The sequence below is a fragment of the Plantactinospora soyae genome (assembly GCF_014874095.1).
Taxonomy (GTDB): Bacteria; Actinomycetota; Actinomycetes; order Mycobacteriales; family Micromonosporaceae; genus Plantactinospora; species Plantactinospora soyae.
Genome location: NZ_JADBEB010000001.1, coordinates 5,120,053 through 5,138,292, shown reverse-complemented (window position 1 = coordinate 5,138,292; position 18,240 = coordinate 5,120,053). Strand labels below are relative to the sequence as shown.

Sequence of the window (18,240 nt, the reverse complement as noted above, 5' to 3'; positions counted from 1 at the left end):
CGGTCAAGTTTGGCACGGAGCGCGCCCGCCACTGCGCACCGCCCGGACCGTCCCGCTCTACGGACGACGTCGCTTCGGCAGGCTCCCGAGGGCCGGCCGCGTGGCGTCGACGGTTCAGGGCCGGCGCTCCGGTTCTCGGCGCGCGGTATCGGTGCGCTGCTGCTCGCCGCCCTCCTGGTCGGCGAGCACACCGGCCAGCCGGTGCAGGTGCGGAGCGGCCCGGAGGATGTCCCGCCGGGCCTGGTCGTCGAGCCGGTCGAGCGCGTCCAGCAGCAGGTCGCGGCGGTGTGCGACGTACTCGCCGATCCGGCCGCGCGCGGCCGGGGTCAGCCGGAGCCGGACCACCCGGCGGTTGTCCGGATCCCGGTCGCGCTCCAACAGCCCGGCTCCGGTGAGATCGCCGACCAGCGTGCTGACGGTGTTGGCGGCGGTGTGGAGTCGTTCGGCCGTCTCCTTGACACTGATCTCCGGCCACCGCTCCACCAGTCGCAGCACCTCGACCTGGGCGTCGGACAACGGAGGCCGGCCGGTACGGCGACTCGTGGAGCGACGCAGCACCCGGTTCAGGTCGGCCAGGGCGCTGCCGAGCGCCGCCGCCGCTCCGGCCGTACCGTCGTCGGTCATCTCGGGCTCCCGCCGCCTCGTCCTGTGCTGACGCGCCGTCATGGCGCGTCACGCCACGGTCAGCCGCGCGGCGTCGGGGGCCGGCGTCAGCTACTTCACATCGCAATAGCTCTGTCGACAGAGCTATTGTGTCGTCTATCCCAAGACTAGGGGGAACTGGTGGGCACACCGCGCACGGCAGCACGGACCGGAGGCGTTCCGCTACTGCTGTTGCTCGGCACCCTCACCGCCGTGGGTCCACTGTCGCTGGACATGTACCTGCCGGCATTTCCCGACATGACCGAGGATCTCGCCGCCACCCAGGCCGAGGTGCAGCTCTCGCTCACCACCTTCCTGCTCGGCCTCGCCCTCGGGCAACTGGTCACCGGACCACTCAGTGACCGGTGGGGCCGCCGCTGGCCGGTACTGATCGGCGTCGCCGCGTACACGGTGTGCAGTCTGCTCTGTGCGTTCGCGCCGTCGCCCGAGTCGCTGGCCGCGCTCCGACTGGCCCAGGGGGTGGCCAGCGGCACCGGCGTCGTCGTCGCCCGGGCCATCGTCCGGGACCTCTACTCGGGGGTGGCGGCGGCGAAGTACTTCTCCCGGCTGATCCTGATCTTCGGGGTCGCACCGGTCGCCGCGCCGGCCCTCGGCAACCTGGTACTCCGGTTCGGCTCCTGGCGGGTCACCTTCGTCGCCCTGGCGGTGATCGGCGCGCTGCTCCTCGCGGCGGTCGCCTGGTGGCTGCCGGAAACGCTGCCCGCCCAGCGGCGCAACACCGCCGGCCTGCCCGGTACGGTCCGCGCGATGTGGGCGCTGCTCACCGACCGGATCTACCTCGGCTACGTGCTCACCCAGGGCCTGGCGTTCGCCGCGCTCTTCGCCTACATCTCCGGATCGTCGTTCGTGATCCAGAACGTGTTCGCGCTCTCCGCCGGAGTGTTCACCCTGATCTTCGCGGTGAACGCCGCCGCGATGACCGCGGTCGGCCAGCTCAACGCCCGGCTGCTCGACCGGTTCAGCACCCGCCGACTACTCGGCACCGCCCTGCTGGCCAGCCTGGTCGCCGGCGCCGTCCTGCTCGTCGGAGCGGTCGCGGACAACCTGCCGGCGGTGGTGGCGGCGCTCTTCGTCTTCGTCGCCTGCGTCGGCATGACACTGCCCAACGGGCTGGCCCTGGCGCTCGACCGCCACCCCGGGCACGCCGGCACCGCCGCCGCGGTACTCGGCGCACTCCAACTGGCCATCGCCGCCGCCATCGCGCCGCTGACCGGGCTCGGACCCGACGACAGCGCGACGCCGATGGCGATGGTCGTACTCGGCAGCACCGCGTTGTCGGTGCTGGTCGTCTTCACCCTCGCCCGTGGGCGTACGGCGGCCGATCCGGAACCGGACCGCCGGCCGAGCCCGGCCGCCTCCACCGTCTCCGGATAGCCGTACGCGAGCCGGGTCCAGGGGGTCGACGGCAGGACCGTCGGGTCAGCGGCGACAGGTGACCCGCCGCGCGCCGACGGGCGACGACTCAGCGCGCCGCGCGGGCCGCCTCGAGTGCGGTACGCATCGCCGGCACCGGGGCAGCGACGCCGGTGAACTGCTCGAACTGCCCGACCGCCTGGGCCAGCAGCAGGTCGAGGCCGGAGACGATCCGGCAACCGGCCGCCGCCGCGCCCGCCGCGAGCGGGGTGGGCCACGGGTCGTACACGACGTCGAAGACCACGGTCTCGGGACGCCAGGAACCGGCCGCCCCGGCGAAACCGTCGGCGGCGCCACGCGGCACGGTGGAGATCACCAGCTCCGCCCGGCCCGGGTCACCGGGGTCGACCCAGTCCCTGATCTCGAACGGCACCCCGAGCCGATCGGCCAGCCGGGCCAGTTCCTCGCCGGCCGCGCGTCGTCGGACCAGGCAGGTGACCCCGCTGGCTTTCAACTCGAGGGCGGCGGCCAGCGCGGCCCGCGCCGTGCCACCGGCGCCGAGCAGCAGCACCTCGGCTCCGGCCGGCACCCCGGCCCCGGTCAGCACGTCGACCATGCCGGGAACGTCGGTGTTGTCGGCGGCCCAGGTGCCGTCCGGACGACGTACCAGAGTGTTGGCGGCGCCGATCGCGGCGGCGACCGGGGAGACCTCGGTGGCCACCGCGAGCGCCGCCTCCTTCAGCGGCATGGTGAGGGACAGCCCGGCCCACTCCGGGCCGAGGCCGGCCACCCGGTCGGGCAGCTCGGCCTCGGCACATTCGATCGCGGAGTACGACCAGCCGGTCAGCCCGGCCGCGGCGTAGCCGGCGTTGTGGATCACCGGAGAGAGCGAGTGGGCAATCGGCGTTCCGAGCACGGCCGCCCGGCGCTCCACGCTCACGTCGTCGTCACCTCAGAGCACGCCGTTCTCTCTGGCCTTCGCGATGTTCCGCTCGTGTTGCTCGTTCGTCTCCGCGAACTCCGAGCGGCCCTCCTTGTCGACCGCGACGAAGAACAGCCACTTGCCCGGCGGCGGGTTCATCGCCCCTTCCAACGCCTTCTTGCCCGGATTGTTGATCGGGGTGGGCGTCAGGCCCTTCTTGCCGTGCAACCGGTACGGGTTCTTCTTGTCGAACAGATCGGCGTTGGTCATCTGCCCGGAGGTCTTGGTCTTCTTGCCGGTCAACTCCCAGTAGTAGTTGACCCCGACGTCGAACTCGAGGCAGTTCATCAGGCCGTTACCGTTCTTGCAGTAGTGGTTCTCGCTGTAGATCCGGTTGTACGCCACCCGGGCGACCTTGCCGAGGTCGACCTCGTTCCCCGCCTCGGCCTGGGCCAGCGAGGCCACGATCAGCGCCTCGTACGGGCTGATTCCGCCCCGCTTGGTCTCGACCGTCTTCACGAAGTCGATGTCCTCGGCGACCGACATGAACCGCTGCACCATCTCCTTGAGGATGGCCTCCGCGGTCGCGTTCGGCGCGAGTTCGTACGTGTCCGGGAACAGGAAGCCCTCGATCGACTTCTTGACCGGCTGGCCGTCGTTGCGGTTGAACCAGAAGTCCGCGATGCCGAGCCCCTTCAGGTCCTTCGCGGCGTCCTGGAAGTCCTTGACCGGGAGCTTCGTCTCCTTCGCCAGAGCCTTGAAGATCGTCGTGGAGGTGGCGCCCTCCTTGACGAGGAAGCCGTTCACGAGCTTGTTCTTCAGGTCCAGCAGCAGGCCCAGCGCCGCCTCGGCGTTCATCTCCTTGCGGACCTTGTACACGCCCGGCTGGATGTTCTGGCTGCGCGAGTTCGCCTGGGCCGCCTCGATGAAGGCCTTCGGGCTCTTCACGACACCGGCCACGACCAGGGTGTTGGCGATCTCGGCGATGCTCTGCCCCTGCTGGATCTGGATCTGGGCCTCGCCGGTACCACCGCCGTCGTAGTCCGGGGTGACGAAGTAGCCCTGCACCCGGTCGAAGCCGTACCAGCCGACCCCGCCCAGCACGCCGAGCAGCACGAACGCCATCAGTAGCGCGGTGATGGTCCTCCCGCGTCCACCACGTTTTTTCTTCTTCTTGTTCAGCTTGCGCCGCGCGCCGGGTCGATGCCGTCCCTTCTCCGCGCGCTCGTCGAACGCGAGCTCCAAGTCGTCGATCATCCTGTCCGCCTCCGCTGCCCGTCTAGCCAGCTCTGCAGAATCTCCACCGCGGCCGCCTGATCGACCACCGCCCGTTGCCGTCTTCCTCGGACGCCCCGCTCGGCCAGCCTACGAGAAGCCACGACCGTCGACATCCTCTCATCCACCAGATCCACCGGCACCGGGGCTACCGCCGCCGCGACCCGCTGGGCGTACGCCGTCGCGTGCTTCGCCGCGGGTCCGTGTCCACCGGCGAGTGTCACCGGCAGACCCACCACGACCGTGACCACCTCGTGCAGTTCGACGAGCCGCGCGATTTCCGAGATATCGGCAGGAACCGCATCAATACCGGTCTTGAGGTCTCGGGCCAGCGTGACCAGCGGGGTGGCGAGGATCCCGTCCGGATCGCAGACCGCCACGCCCACCCGCACCTGGCCGACGTCCACGCCCAGCCGTACGCCACGGGAAGGTCCGGTCATTCACATCCTCCGCTTCACCGGGTCACGGCCAGGGTCAGCCCGAACCGGCGAGCCGTCGTGGCTGGAGATCCAATCACAACGGCCCGCCGGGGAGCAACAGAACCGGGAAGTCACGCCTCAGCGAGCGCCTTCTCGACCGCGGCCAGCAGACTCGGCGCCTCGCCAGCGGGCAGACCACCGCCCTGGGCCAGGTCCGCGTTGCCACCGCCCCGACCGGAGAGCGCCCCCTTGACCAGGGCGGCCGCCGACACGCCCTGGTTCTTCGCCGCGGCGTTGACCGCGACCACCAGCGACGCCTTACCGCCGGAGCGGGCGGCCACCGCCACCACCGCCGGACGGGCCGGGTCGATCTTGCCACGGATCTCCTGGGCGAGAGTCCGGACATCGTTGCCCGCCGCGCCCTCCGGCGCCTCGGTACCGACGTAGGCGACGCCCCTCAGATCCCGGGCCGCCGCGGCGAGCGCCGCCGCACCACCGAGCACCATCTGCGCCCGCAGCTTCTCCAACTCGCGCTCGGCGTCCCGCAGCTGGGCGATGGTCTGCTCGACCCGGTCGGCGACCTGGTCGCCCGGCACCCGGTACAGCTCGGCCAGCCGGGACACCAGCAGGTGCTCCTTGGCCAGGAACTGGAAAGCGTCCAGGCCGACCAGTGCCTCGACCCGGCGTACCCCGGAGCCGATCGACGACTCGGAGAGGATCTTGACCAGGCCGAGCTGCGCCGAGCGGGCGACGTGGGTACCGCCGCACAGCTCGCGGGCGTAGTCACCCACCTCGACGACCCGGACCTCCTCGCCGTACTTCTCGCCGAACAGCGCCATCGCGCCGATCCGACGCGCCTCCTCCTGCGAGGTGATGAAGGCGTGCACCTCCAGGTCGGCGAGGAGCACCTCGTTGATCTGCTGCTCGACGTCGGTCAACACGCTCGGCGAGACCCCGGTCGCGGTGTTGAAGTCGAACCGCAGCCGGCCCGGGGCGTTCAGTGAACCGGCCTGGGTCGCCGACTCGCCGAGGAAGTTCCGCATCGTCTGGTGCACCAGGTGGGTGGCGGTGTGCGACCGGGAGATCGCCCGGCGCCGGGTCACGTCGATCTCGGCCAGCCCGGCCTCGCCGGCGCGTACCTCGCCGCGTACCACCCGGGCCCGGTGCACGATCAGGCCCGGCACCGGCTGCTGGACGTCGAGCACCTCGAGCTGGCCGCCACCGACCGTGATCAGGCCGACGTCGGGCTGCTGACCGCCGCCCTCGGCGTAGAACGGGGTCACGTCCAGCACCAGTTCGACGGTCTCGCCCTCGCCGACCACCTCGACCGGACTGCCACCGGCGCCGAGCAGCGCCCGCACCGACGACTCCCGGGACACCTCGGTGTACCCGGTGAACTGCACCGGCCCGCCGGCATCCAGCACCGTCCGGTACGCGGACAGGTCCACGTGCCCGGTCTTGCGGGCCTGCGCGTCGGCCTTCGCCCGGTTCCGCTGGTCGGCCATCAACCGGCGGAACCCGTCCTGGTCGACCTGTAGGCCCTGCTCGGCCGCGATCTCCAGGGTCAGGTCGATCGGGAAGCCGTACGTGTCGTGCAGCTGGAACGCCTTGTCCCCGGAGAGCCGGGCACCCCCCGCCGACCTGGTCTCGGCGATCGCCGTATCCAGGATCGTGGTACCGGCCCGCAGCGTGGAGAGGAAGGCGTCCTCCTCGGCGTACGCGTACGACGAGATCCGCGCGAACTCCGTCGCCAACTCCGGGTACGACGGGGACATGCAGTCCCGGGCCACCGGCAGCAGCTCGGGAAGCACCCGGTCCTGCCAGCCCAGCAGCCGTACCGCCCGGATCGCCCGACGCATGATCCGGCGCAGCACGTAGCCCCGGCCATCGTTGGCCGGAGTCACCCCGTCACCGATCAGCATCAGCGCGGTCCGGACGTGGTCGGCGACCACCCGCAGCCGTACGTCGTCCGGATGCGACTCGCTCGCCGCGTGCCCGGAGTGCGCCCCGTACCGCTTCCCGGTCAGCTCGGCCGCCCGGTCCAGGATCGGCCGCACCTCGTCGATCTCGTACAGGTTGTCGACGCCCTGCAGAATCGACGCCATCCGCTCCAGGCCCATACCGGTGTCGATGTTCTTCGCCGGCAGGTCGCCCAGGATCGGGAAGTTCTCCTTGTCCGTGCCCGGACCCCGCTCGAACTGCATGAAGACGAGGTTCCAGAACTCCAGGTACCGGTCCTCGTCGACCGCCGGACCGCCCTCGGCGCCGTACGCCGGGCCCCGGTCGTAATAGATCTCCGAACACGGCCCGCACGGACCCGGGATCCCCATCGACCAGAAGTTGTCCGCCTTGCCCCGCCGGACGATCCGCTCCGCCGGCACCCCTATCTTCCGCCAGATCGCCTCGGCCTCGTCGTCGTCGAGGTAGACGGTCGGCCAGATCCGCTCCGGGTCCAGCCCGAACCCGCCCTCGGCCAGCGGCTTGGTGACCAGGTCCCAGGCCAGCGAGATCGCGCCGTCCTTGAAGTAGTCACCGAACGAGAAGTTGCCGTTCATCTGGAAGAACGTGCCGTGCCGGGAGGTCTTTCCCACCTCGTCGATGTCCGGGGTACGGATGCACTTCTGCACCGACACCGCCCGCCGGTACGACGGTGTCTGCTGACCGAGGAAGTACGGCACGAACTGCACCATGCCGGCGTTGACGAAGAGCAGGTTCGGGTCGTCGATCGCCGGCAGCGGAGCGGACGGGACCACGGTGTGCCCGTTGGCCTCGAAGTGCGCCAGGTACCGCCGCTTGACTTCCGCCGTTTTCATCTGGTGTCTTCCTCCGGAAACAACTCGCGGTCGCCGATCCGGGGGTCCTCGCGCAGTTCGGCGAACTGGTCGTCGAACGCCACGCCCTCGGCGAACGCCTCGTGGATCTGCTGCTCACGTTCGGCCATGCCGTCGCGGACATCGTCGGCGAACTCCCGCAGCGCCTGGACCAGGCCGCCGGCGGACTCCGACAGCGAACTGGCGATGCCACCCGGGGTGTACGCCTGCGCCGTGCGGGTCACCTTGCGGACGACCAGCGCACCGACGGCGAGCCCGATGCCCAACCAGAGCAGTCGCTTCATGGCCTCATCCTTCCTCGTACCCCCGGTGCCGGGCGCGGCGGGTTCAGCGCTCGCCGCGTCGGCTGGCCCGGCGCTGCTGCTTGAGGGTGGTACGGACCTCGCGCTCCTGCTCGGCGTGCCGGCGCGCCGAGGCGGCCTTGCGGACGCCGTAGCCGAACGCCGCGACCTTGACCAGCGGGTTCGCCGCGGCGGCGGAGACCACGGTGGCCAGGTTGGCGACGTTGGCGGTGACGTTCTGGGCGTGGCCGGTCATCGTATCGATCTTGGCGAGTTGGATGTTCACCCCGTCCAGCGAGGTGTGCACCTGTCCCAGTGCGGTGTTCACGTTCTCCACGGTGACGTTCATGTTGGCCAGCAGCGGGGCGCTGCGGTCGTTGATGTCGTTGATCGCCCGGGTGGCCGCGTCCACGGTGCTACCCAGCCGCCAGATGGGCCTGGCCAGCACCAACACCAGCATCAGGAATGCCCCGGCCGCGACGAGCGCGGCGATCTGGCCGATCTCTCCAGCGTCCACCCGTGTCCTCCTCTATGCACCGTCTCGAATCGCGCGACCGTCTCACCCGGACACCCGCCGCCGGCCGGCGACCGGCCCGGGGCGTCCATCGGAGCACCAATATCCAACCCTACCGTCGGTGACGATCGCCGGCCTCACGACGGGGTCGGTGTGGGCGTCAGCCCACCCAGCGGATCACCGGTGAGGAGCGAATCGGGGTCCTCACCGGTGAGCGACGGATCCGTGCTCGGTTGGGGACCGAACCGCTCGTCCGCGATCGCGTTCCTGACCTTGATCGATACCTGCGATCCGTCGCAGTTCTCGGCCTCGGGGGCGGCCGCGTCCGGTGTCGTACCGGGAACGGGCTGCCCCGCCGGGACGGCCTGACAGGCGGGCTGCCGTACCCACAGGTCGAGCGTCAACTCGTCCCGGCGCCAGCACGTGTAGTGCCCCTGCACCTCCTGCTCGGGGCAGTAGGCCACCTTCCACGGCTGCCAACCCTCACGCCCCAGCGCGGTCCGGTAGACCTCCGCCGTCTCCTCCCACGCCCGGTCAGACTGCGCGGTCCGCTCCCGGAACCGGCACTCGATGAAGCACCACCGGCTGCCGCTCACCCCGTCGACGGGGTCGGTCGCCGCCCAGGACGGCACCGCCAACGCGTCGAGGGAGTTGAACACGGGGTCGCGGGTGGCGGCCCGGAGACCGAAGTACATCGGCAGCGCGCCCAGCACCAGCAGGCTCGCCAGCAGCAGGGCGATGGCCTTCAACCGCCGCTGCTCCCGGAGCTGACGGCGGATCTCGGCCCGCGCACCCCGCACCGGCTCCACACCGGCCGACGCCGGATCGGACTCCTCGGTGCCCGGCGGCCGGTCCGGCAGCACGCCGACGGACGACTCGGTACGGGCGGGCATGCCAGCGGACCGGATCGCACCCTCGGGGCGTCCTGGACCGTCGGGCCGCCCCGGACCCTCCGGCCGCAGCGCCGGGCGAGCCGGGCCGTCGAGTCGTACCGGGCCGTCGGGTCGTGCTGGGCCGTCCGGTCGTACCCCCGGACCGTCGGGGCGTACGCCCGGACCGTCGGGGCGTACGCCCGGACCGTCGGGTCGGACTGGGCCGTCGGGCCGGAGCAGACCGTCGGGGCGTACCCCCGGGGCGGGCCGGACGGCGGCCGCGGCGGCCACCGGGCGGCCGACCTCGCCCATCGCGGGCCGGGGAGCCGCACCCGGACCGGCCGGGGACGCCCCGCCGGTCGGCGCCGAGACCGGCCCGGTCCGGGGCGGGGCCGCCGGAAGTCGGACGGGGGCGGCTGCCCGCCCCGACCCGACGGGACCAGCGGGTCCGCCGGGGCCACCCGGCGCCCGGGCGGGTCCGCCCGGACCCTCGCCCGGACCACCGGCCGGGCCTGGCGCGCGGCCGGGGGGCCCGCCGTCGACGCGCCCCGGTCCGGGGGGCCGGACGGCACCCCGGTCGGCGGGGTCGACCGGAGGGCGGGCACTGCGCAGAGCATCCCGTCCGGCCGGCTCGACCGGCGAGCGGGCACCCCGCAGGGCATCCCGTCCGGCCGGCTCGATCGGGGACCGACGAGGTGGTGCGACACCCGGCGGCGTCGCGGCGCCGCTCGTCGGCGCCACGTCGGCCCGGGGGTCGGCACCGGCACGCGGCAGGCCGCCGGCGGCGGCCGGACCGCCCACCGGGGCGCCGCCCCGGGGACCGCCCGGAACCGGCGGAACCGACCGCCCGGGACCGCCGGGCGCCGGGATGTCGGCCCGGGCGCCGGTACCGCCGGGCGGTGACACGGCGCCGTGCCGGCCGGGTACGACCGGCGGTGGCCCGCTGTGCCGGCCGCCGCCCGGGCCGTCGTCCGTCGACAGTGGGCCGGCCGGTCGACCCCGGGGAACCCTGCCCAGGGTCTCTGGATCGACGTTCGGTGGTGCCCCGTGCCGACCGCCCTCGCGTCCGGGACGCTCGGCGTCCGGGCCGGCCGAGGGCCGGTCGAGAGGCCTGCCGGGGCCGGCCGGCTGGCCGGGACCGGCCGGAACACCGGACGCCGGCGGAAATCCGGTCGGTCCGGCTCCGGAACCCGGAACGGGCGGTTCGAAACCGCCGGTCGGAGTCGGGGTGGCCGACCGGGAACCGCCCCGACCGGCCCTGCGGATCCAGTCCGCCGGCCGGGCCGGATGTCCTCCGGTGGGTCCGGCCGAGCGGGCCGCCGCGTCGTCGTGGTCCGGCCGTCCGGACGTGGCCGGTCCGGTCGGGAGCGGTGGCGCATTTCCCGAACCGGGTACGACGACGTCGCCGGCCGCCGGTCCGGTGGGGACTCCGAACCGGCCCCCGGGGGACGCGGAACCGCTGCCCAGCCCCGGTTCGCCGCCCGGTGGGACCGGCGGACCGAAGTCGCCGGCCGGGGAAACCGGCGGACGTCCGTGCCGACCGCCGACCGGCCCGGTGGCAGGTGGCGGTGGCGCCGCCCGCCGTCCCGCCGGTTCGACCGGCGCGGTCCCGTGCCGGGGCCGGTGTGCGGCGGTGTCCGCCGGATCGTTGCCGGCTGGCTGGCCCGGCCAGGGCGCGGCACCGGGTCGGGCAGCACCCGGATCGTTGCCGCCCGGCTCACCCGGCCAGGGGGTGGCACCGGGCCGGGAAGCACCCGGCTCACCGGGCCAGGGCCCGGCAACCGGTCCGGTGCTGGTCGGCTCGACGCGCTCGGCCGGTGGACGCCGGTCCGGGGCCGGGCCGGGCCAGGCTCCCGGACGGCCCGGCTCGGTCGCCGCCGGATCGTTCATCCGGCCGGGACGGCCAAGTGGTGGGGCCGGCACGACCGACGGCCGGTCCGGCGGGCCGGGCGGCACCGCCGATGGCCGGGGTTCGCCGGGCCGGGCGGGCAGACCTGGCTCGGCGGAGTCCGCCGCGCGCCGGTCGGGTGCCGGTGCTCCGGGCGGCGGCGACGGGTCGGCACCCCGGCCCCGGACGGGCTCGACCGCCGGAGCCGCCCCCGGCGGCGCCATCGGGCCGTCGCCGTCGGGTCCGAGATCCGGCAACAGGTCGTAGGCGCTCGGCGGCCGCACGGGTGGGTCGGCGGAGGTACCGCCGGCCGGGCCGATGTCGGCCTGCTGCTCCTTGGCGGTACGCAGGTCGGCGATCCAACCGAGCTCCTCGCCGCTTACCTCCGGCTCCTCGGGTGCCGCCGCCGCCTCCGGCTTTCCCCGACCCCATCGGCGGCCCTTGCCCCGTGGTTCCCGCCGCTCGTCGTGGCCTTCCTCGCCCCGCTCCGAACCGCGCGACTTCACTGGTGTTCCTCCCCCGCGGATGTCCCGCCGCCGTCTGCCGTCACCGTGCCGTTCACGGCCCCTTCCGTCACCTTGCCCGCGCCGGCCTGCTCGCCGGTCGGTACGTCGTCGCTCGCCGGACGTACCCCGTTCGCCGGGCGTACGCCGTCGTCGGGCGGCGGCGTGGGCTGCCCCCGGACTATCCGGCGCAGCAGCGGCAGCCGGGTACCGACCGCCCGCTCCGCGCCGTGTGCGCCCGGCTGGTAGTAGTCGACCCCGACCAGGTCGTCCGGCGCGTACTGCTGGGTCACCACGCCCCGGTGGTCGTCGTGCGGATAGCGGTACCCAGTGCCGTGTCCCAGTCCCCGCGATCCGGCGTAGTGGGCGTCGCGCAGCGCCCTGGGCACCGAGCCGCCCCGACCGGCGCGTACGTCCCCGATGGCAGCGCCGATCGCGGTGGTCGCCGAGTTGGACTTGGGTGCGGTGGCCATGTGGATCACCGCCTGGGCGAGGTTGAGCTGCACCTCCGGCAGGCCCACGTACTCCACCGCGTGCGCGGCGGCGGTCGCCACGCTCAGCGCACCCGGATCGGCCATCCCGACGTCCTCGCTGGCGAAGATGACGATCCGGCGGGCGATGAACCGGGCGTCCTCGCCGGCCACCAGCATCCGGGCCAGCCAGTGCAGCGCGGCATCCACATCGGAGCCCCGCATGCTCTTGATGAACGCGCTGACCACGTCGTAGTGCGCGTCCCCGTCACGGTCGTAGCGGACCGCCGCCACGTCGACCGCCTGCTCGGCGGTGGCGAGGTCGATCACGGTCCCGCCCAACGCCCGCGCCGAACCGGCCGCCGCCTCGAGCGCGGTGAGCGCCTTGCGTACGTCTCCGCTGGCCAGCCGGACCAGGTGGTCCTCGGCGTCCGGGGCGAGGGTCAACGTGCCGCCGAGCCCGCGCGCGTCGACGACGGCGCGGCGCAGCAGTCCGCGTACCGCCTCGTCGTCCAGTGGCTGCAGGGTGAGCAGTACGCACCGGGACAGCAGTGGCGAGATGACCGAGAAGTACGGATTCTCGGTGGTCGCCGCGAGCAGCGTCACCGTCCGGTCCTCGACCGCGGCCAGCAACGAATCCTGCTGGGTCTTGCTGAACCGGTGCACCTCGTCGATGAAGAGCACGGTGGGGCGGCCGCCGGCCCGGCGCTCGCGACGAGCGGTCTCGATCACCGCCCGCACGTCCTTCACCCCGGCCGACAGCGCCGACATCGCCACGAACCGCCGCTCGGTGGCGCTCGCCACCAGGTGCGCGATGGTGGTCTTGCCGCTGCCCGGCGGGCCCCACAGGATCACCGACATCGGCGACGTCCCGGTCACCAGTTGGCGCAGTGGTGCGCCCGGCGCCAGCAGATGGTCCTGCCCGATCAACTCGTCCAGGCTGGTCGGACGCATCCGTACCGGCAGCGGTGAGTCCGCGGACGGTACGGTGAAGCCGTCGGCGCCGCTCCCGGCCGGCGCGGTACGTCCGCCGGCGGGATCGACGAGAGAGAATAGGCCGTCGGACTCCATCACGAAGACATTACCGGCCCGGTTATCGGTGCCGGAAATGCACCGATACCCGGGCCGGTCGTGATCCGGCGCAAATCAGCCCCGACCTGGCCGGCGGCCCCGCCACCGCCCGCCGCCACCCGCGGTGCCCGGGCCACGTCCCACCCCGGCGAGGTAGAGGGCGAGGCAGAGCAGACCGATCAGCACCAGAGTGGGAAAGTTGAACAGGTCAGGGGCACCAAGGTTCTCGTCGAACAGATCCAGCAACAGCGCGAAGGCGAAGACGCCGGCGGCGATGTAGGCGAGCATGAATTCCTCCCGGCGGGGGTTCCAGTAGGTCGGCCAGGATGTACCCGACGGTGAGGTCCGCCAATCCACCCCGCGGGACCAGATTCCGAACGGATCTCCGGGAATCGCTCCGGCGAGCCCGCGCCGGCCGGGGCGTCAGCCGCGGCTCGGGTTCACCGACTCACCCCCGTGCTCCGGCTCGGCGACCCGCTGGCGGACCAGGTCCGGTGCGGCGGCTGCGGGCGAGCGCCGGGCCGCCCACCAGGCGGGCAGGTAGAGCGGGGCGGCGGCGGCCAGCACCACGGCGCCGACCAGCATCGCCGTGCTGACCGTGGTCGCACCGGCCAGCGCGGTCAGCAGCACCCCGCCGAGCGCACCGGCCGGCTGGGCCACCATCGAGTTGAGCGAGACGACGCTGTTCCGGTACGGGCCGTCGACCTGCCGGTGCAGCAGTCCCATGTGCATCGGGTTGGACGCGCCGTGCACGGCGTAACAGAAGAGGTAGGCGGCGATGATCCCGACCGGACCGGCCAGCAGGGCCATCCCGACCACGGTCGCCCCCTGGAGGATCCGGAGCAGTGCGGCGCTCAGCGGCACCCCCAGCCACCGACTGGCGTACGCGATCAGCGCCGCGCCCCCCGCGGAGGCGAGCCAGGCCGCCGAGGCGGTCGGACCGAGCAGCGCCGCCGCCCGGTCCGGATCACCGAGCACCTCGGAGAGGCGTACCGGGAGCAGCACCTCGAAGGTGACCATGCCGAAGCCCCAGAACAACTCCACGGCGACCAGCGCGAGCACGATCCGGGACCGGCGCAGCAGCCCGAACGCGCCCCCGATCACGCCCGGTACCGCCCGCAGCGAACTGCGCAGTGTGCCGACCCCGCCGGCCGGGCGCACCTCGACCAGCAGCAGGAGCAGGGCGACCAGGCAGACGATCTCCAGGGCGATCGCGGCCACCAGCGGCAGGGTGAGCGCGCTGACCGGGCCGATCGGGCCCAGCGCGACCAGGCCGCCGCTGGCCAGTGCCCCGGCGCCGATGGAGACGCCGAGGACCACTCCCCCGCCGCTGAGCCCCTGCTCGATGGGTGTGTCAGGATCGGCGGCCAGCGCGGCGTCGACGTACCAGGACTCGAGTGGGCCGCTGTCCAGGGCCCGGAAGATCCCCATCAGCACGAAGGTCAGGACGAACAGGCCGAACGAGTCGGCGACCATGAACAGGGCCAGCGAGCCGAGATTGATCAGCCCGGCGGCGACCAGCACCGGCTTGCGGCCCAGTGCGTCGGCGAGGCCGCCGGTCGGCAGCTCCAGCGCCAGCACCACCAGGCCCTGCGCGGCGGCGACGAGGCCGATCTCGGGCAGGCTGAGCCCTCGCTCCAGCAGCAGCAGGGTCATGACGGGAATCATGAATCCGACCGGCAGCCACCGGAGTCCGAGCAGTACCAGGTAGCGGCGTCGGGCCTGACGACCGGTCAGTGTGGTCACGGCTGCTCCTCTTCGTCGGAACGGGCGAGGTCGTCGGAGCCGGCCAGCGCGATCGGGCCACGGACCGGAAAGCTGTGGAAGTAGAGGAGAACCTGTTCGGTGCCGTCATCGGCCTCGGCCGGGGTGTCGATCGCCGGGAACGTGTGCCGGTAGCGGTCGACCACGGCGTACAAATCGTCGTTGAGCTGCCGGAGCTGCGCTGGAGTCAGCCGGAGCAGGAAGTCGGAGAGGCTGGCGGCGTCCCGCCACTGCGCGGGATAGCGGTGCTGGCCGGCCACCCAGCGCTCGGCCTGGTCCGCGTGGGTCCGGAGCGCGTACCGGTGGAGCCAGTCCGCCGCCGCGCGGGCGTCCGGATTGTCGTCGAAGTCGCTCGCGCTCCAGCTGCTCAGCTGATGCGCCGCCCGCCACCAACGCTGCCGACCGGCACCCCGGTCGGGCTCCTCCACCACGAGCCCGGCGTCGGCGAGCTGACGCAGGTGGTAGCTGGTCGCCCCGGAGTTCGTCCCCAGCGTCTGGGCCAGTCCGGTCGCGGTGGCCGGGCCGTCGGCACGTAGCGCGACCAGCAGCCGGGCCCGGAGCGGATGGGCCAGGACGCGGATCTGCGCGCCGCCCAGCCGGACCTGGGACGAGCTGTCTTCGGGGCTCGATGATGAACTCGACATGCTTGCACAATACTTGTGCATAAGCTCTGTGCACAATAGTTATGCATGGCGCACACGGCGAAGCTCCCCGACCCACGGGAGTCTTGTCGAACGGAGAGTGCGGAGGGTTCAGCCGGCCGGAAACAGTTCGCTGACGCCGCGGAGCCGGGTCTTGAGCAGGTCCCCGGCCCGGGTGCTGTCGAGGCGTACCTCGGCCGGCACGGGCGACCCGGCCAGGGCGGTGCTGGAGATCTGGAGTCCACCGGGATCGAGGCGGTGGTGCCGGGCGACCAGCCTGGCGAGTTCGACCCGGTCGACCGCCTCCGGGCCGCCCAGGTTCAGCGGGCCGGCAACGTCGGAGTCGAGCAGTTCGATCACCGCCTCGGCGAGGTCCACCACCGACACCGGGCACCGGACCAGGTCACGGAAGACCGCCACCCCGGGCACCCCGGCGAGGGCGTCGAGACAGAGCCGAACCTGCTTGCTCTGCGCGTCGCCGACGATCAACGAGCAGCGCAGCACCGCCGCCGCCGGATGGACCAGCCGGACCGCCGTCTCCGCCGCCGCCTTCGCCGCACCGTACGGGTAGACCGGGGTCGGCGGCTCGTCGTCCAGGTACGGCTCCGGGCGCCCGCCGTGCAGCGCGTCACTGGACAGGTGCACCAGCCGGGCTCCCACGTCGGCGGCGGCCATCGCCACGTACGCGGCACCGTCGGCGGTGACCGCCCAGTCCCCGTACAGGTAACTGGCGCTGACCACCGCGCGGGGCCGGACCCGGTGAACCAGCGCCCGCACCGCGCGGGAGTCCCGGACGTCCAGCCGGCGCCAGTCCACACCGTCGACGACGCCGGCCGCCCGGTGGTACGTCCCGACCACCGGCCACCCGCCGGCCAGCGCCCGGCGGCACACCTCGCCGCCGAGGTGGCCGCTGGCCCCGACCACGAGCAACGTCACCGGCCCGACCTCCGCCGGCACCGCACGGACGTGCCGGCCGGGTCCGTGGACCCGACCGGCACACCGTCAGCAGGCGCCGTACTCATCTCGTCGCGACCGGCGACCCCGGTACCGCTCAGCCGCCCGGGAAGGCGTCCGGGTCGACATCGCTGGTACGCGCGTTGCCGCCCGCCACCGGAGTCAACGTGATGGTCCAGATCGTGTACTGGCTGGAGGTGGTGGTGAACTTGAAGGTGTCCTCGAAACGCGAGAAGTCGCAGTCGCGGCTGAACGCCTTGGCCTTCGCATCCCAGTCCTTACCACTGGTCATGAAGATCCGGTACGTGCCGTCCTTGATGCTGGAGACCGTGAGCTTCCCCTTGGCCCGGACGTACACGCTCACCGTCGGGGTCTTGGCGCTACCGAGGACGACGTTGATCACCGCGTCGGTGCTGCCACCGTTCTCGATCTTGAGCTGACCCTGACCGCTGCGGACCCGCTTCAGGAACGTACCGTTCTTGATCCGCCGGTTGGTGTCCGTGGTCTTCTTCGGCACGAACGAGCCGACCTGGTACGGCTGCGCGGGATCCGCCGACGCGAGCGCCTGCTGCGCGGACCGCACGTCGTCGCTCGCCGCCTCCCGGCTGAGCCGCGCGAGCGCCGACGAGCCGAGGCAGACCTCCCCGGCACCGGCGGCCGAACCCGTCTCGGCCACCGAGTCGCCCAGGCCCTCCAGCCCACGGAGCAGGTCGGCGTGCGCCGTGGCGGCGTTCGCCGGCGGCACCACCTTGGAGAGCGCCTCGATCTGCTGGTTCAGCGCGGTCTCGATGCCGTCCACCGCCGAACCGACCGCCTTGGGGTTCTTCGCTCCACTGAGCTTGGTGAAGGCCGGCGTCACCGACTTGTCGACCTCGGCCAGCAGGGCCTGGTATTCCTGCGCGCTGATCGGCTGGGCGGCGGCCGGGGTGTTACCGCCGGAGCCCGAGGCGTTCTTCCCGGGGCCGTCCGAGTCCCGGCCGTTCATCCAGAACAGCAGCGGCACGGCGAGCGCGATCAGCAGCACCAGGGCGACCGCACCACCAACGATGGCGAGGATCTTGCCCCGGCCGGACTTGGCGGGCGGTGGCGGGAAGGCGCCGAACTGGGGCGGTCCACCGAACTGCGGCGGTTGCCCACCGAACGGGGCGTTCGGCGGCAACGGACCCGCACCGTACGGCGACATGGGCGGCCCGGACATGGGCGGCCCCGACATGGGCGGCCCCGACATGGGCGGGCCCGACATGGGCGGGCCCGACATGGGCGGCCCGGACATGGGCGGCCCCGACATGGGCGGCACCGGGCCCGCGCCGAACGGCGTCGTGGGCGGGGCCGACGTCGGCGGTGGAGTCGCACCGAACGGCGTCGTGGGCGGCCCGCCGTACGGGTTCGGCTGCGGCGCGCCGAACGGAGTCGTGGGCGGGGCCGACGTGGGCGGCGGGGTGGCGCCAAAAGGCGTCGTGGGCGGGGCCGACGTCGGCGGCGGAGTCGCACCGAACGGCACGCCACCGAACTGTGGTGGGACCGCACCGCCTCCGCCCGGCACGATCCGGACCTGGACGTACGCGTCCCGGGGTGGTCCCCCGGGCATCGTCGCCGGTCCGATGCCCGGCAGTCGGAGGACAGTGCCGTCGCTGAGTCCGCCGGGGATCCGCAGCGGCATGCTCTGTCCGGACCACGGCAGGACAACGGTCCGGACAATTTCCGACCCGGCCTCGCTCGGGTCTATGTCGATAATCAGATCAGGGTTGGGCGCCATGGTCCGAGTATGAGCATCCGAGGCAAGTCTTTTGCCGCCCACCCCCGGCCGAGAAGATGTCGG

At 72.8% G+C, this 18,240-nt stretch carries 16 protein-coding genes; 2 read left to right on the top strand and 14 right to left on the bottom strand.

The features are described from left to right. Positions 1–114: 114 nt before the first annotated feature. Entirely contained in the window at positions 115–624 is a 510-nt protein-coding gene (locus H4W31_RS22810; RefSeq protein WP_192768509.1) for a MarR family transcriptional regulator, read from the bottom strand. A gap of 159 nt (positions 625–783) precedes the next feature. Here H4W31_RS22810 and H4W31_RS22805 point away from each other — a divergent pair, with 159 nt between their 5' ends. After that, the gene (locus H4W31_RS22805) at positions 784–2,037 is read left to right on the top strand and encodes a multidrug effflux MFS transporter (protein WP_318783352.1); all 1,254 of its coding nucleotides are present in this window, start codon (positions 784–786) and stop codon (positions 2,035–2,037) included. An 88-nt stretch (positions 2,038–2,125) separates the two neighbouring features. Here H4W31_RS22805 and H4W31_RS22800 read toward each other — a convergent pair whose 3' ends face one another. The 13 genes from H4W31_RS22800 to H4W31_RS22740 form a co-directional block, all read right to left on the bottom strand. Continuing rightward, positions 2,126–2,956, bottom strand: coding sequence for a shikimate dehydrogenase (locus H4W31_RS22800; RefSeq protein ID WP_192768508.1), 831 nt, complete (start codon positions 2,954–2,956; stop codon positions 2,126–2,128). Between the two features lie 12 nt (positions 2,957–2,968). Next, complete coding sequence (mltG, locus tag H4W31_RS22795) at positions 2,969–4,195, bottom strand: endolytic transglycosylase MltG (RefSeq protein WP_192768507.1); 1,227 nt, start codon at positions 4,193–4,195, stop codon at positions 2,969–2,971. After that, positions 4,192–4,653 carry a Holliday junction resolvase RuvX gene (ruvX, locus tag H4W31_RS22790; protein WP_192768506.1) on the bottom strand — a complete coding sequence of 154 codons (462 nt, stop codon included), beginning with the start codon at positions 4,651–4,653 and terminating at the stop codon, positions 4,192–4,194. Before ruvX ends, mltG begins: the two co-directional genes overlap by 4 nt. Before the next feature lie 110 nt (positions 4,654–4,763). After that, positions 4,764–7,445: an alanine--tRNA ligase gene (gene alaS, locus H4W31_RS22785; RefSeq protein WP_192768505.1), complete on the bottom strand. Its 2,682-nt coding sequence runs from the start codon at positions 7,443–7,445 to the stop codon at positions 4,764–4,766. After that, complete coding sequence (locus tag H4W31_RS22780) at positions 7,442–7,747, bottom strand: hypothetical protein (RefSeq protein ID WP_192768504.1); 306 nt, start codon at positions 7,745–7,747, stop codon at positions 7,442–7,444. Before H4W31_RS22780 ends, alaS begins: the two co-directional genes overlap by 4 nt. 43 nt (positions 7,748–7,790) lie before the next feature. Next, the gene (locus H4W31_RS22775; protein ID WP_192768503.1) at positions 7,791–8,261 is read right to left on the bottom strand and encodes a DUF948 domain-containing protein; all 471 of its coding nucleotides are present in this window, start codon (positions 8,259–8,261) and stop codon (positions 7,791–7,793) included. 134 nt (positions 8,262–8,395) lie between these two features. Further along, positions 8,396–9,151: a hypothetical protein gene (locus H4W31_RS22770; RefSeq protein ID WP_404825728.1), complete on the bottom strand. Its 756-nt coding sequence runs from the start codon at positions 9,149–9,151 to the stop codon at positions 8,396–8,398. A 2,369-nt stretch (positions 9,152–11,520) separates the two neighbouring features. Next, positions 11,521–13,062, bottom strand: coding sequence for a replication-associated recombination protein A (locus tag H4W31_RS22765; RefSeq protein ID WP_192768502.1), 1,542 nt, complete (start codon positions 13,060–13,062; stop codon positions 11,521–11,523). A 75-nt stretch (positions 13,063–13,137) separates the two neighbouring features. Next, positions 13,138–13,350, bottom strand: coding sequence for a hypothetical protein (locus H4W31_RS22760; RefSeq protein ID WP_192768501.1), 213 nt, complete (start codon positions 13,348–13,350; stop codon positions 13,138–13,140). A gap of 135 nt (positions 13,351–13,485) precedes the next feature. Further along, positions 13,486–14,808 (bottom strand): MFS transporter, encoded by a 1,323-nt coding sequence (locus H4W31_RS22755; RefSeq protein ID WP_318783351.1) that lies wholly within the window; start codon positions 14,806–14,808, stop codon positions 13,486–13,488. Further along, positions 14,805–15,470: an ArsR/SmtB family transcription factor gene (locus H4W31_RS22750; protein ID WP_192768500.1), complete on the bottom strand. Its 666-nt coding sequence runs from the start codon at positions 15,468–15,470 to the stop codon at positions 14,805–14,807. The genes H4W31_RS22755 and H4W31_RS22750 overlap by 4 nt, the downstream gene beginning before the upstream one ends. Before the next feature lie 108 nt (positions 15,471–15,578). Next, a complete protein-coding gene (locus H4W31_RS22745) occupies positions 15,579–16,403 on the bottom strand; it encodes a sugar nucleotide-binding protein (RefSeq protein WP_192768499.1) in 825 nt (274 codons plus the stop codon). 115 nt (positions 16,404–16,518) lie between these two features. After that, positions 16,519–17,619 (bottom strand): hypothetical protein, encoded by a 1,101-nt coding sequence (locus tag H4W31_RS22740; RefSeq protein ID WP_192768498.1) that lies wholly within the window; start codon positions 17,617–17,619, stop codon positions 16,519–16,521. Here H4W31_RS22740 and H4W31_RS22735 point away from each other — a divergent pair. Continuing rightward, positions 17,603–18,190, top strand: coding sequence for a hypothetical protein (locus H4W31_RS22735; RefSeq protein WP_192768497.1), 588 nt, complete (start codon positions 17,603–17,605; stop codon positions 18,188–18,190). The genes H4W31_RS22740 and H4W31_RS22735 overlap by 17 nt on opposite strands. Positions 18,191–18,240 lie beyond the last annotated feature (50 nt).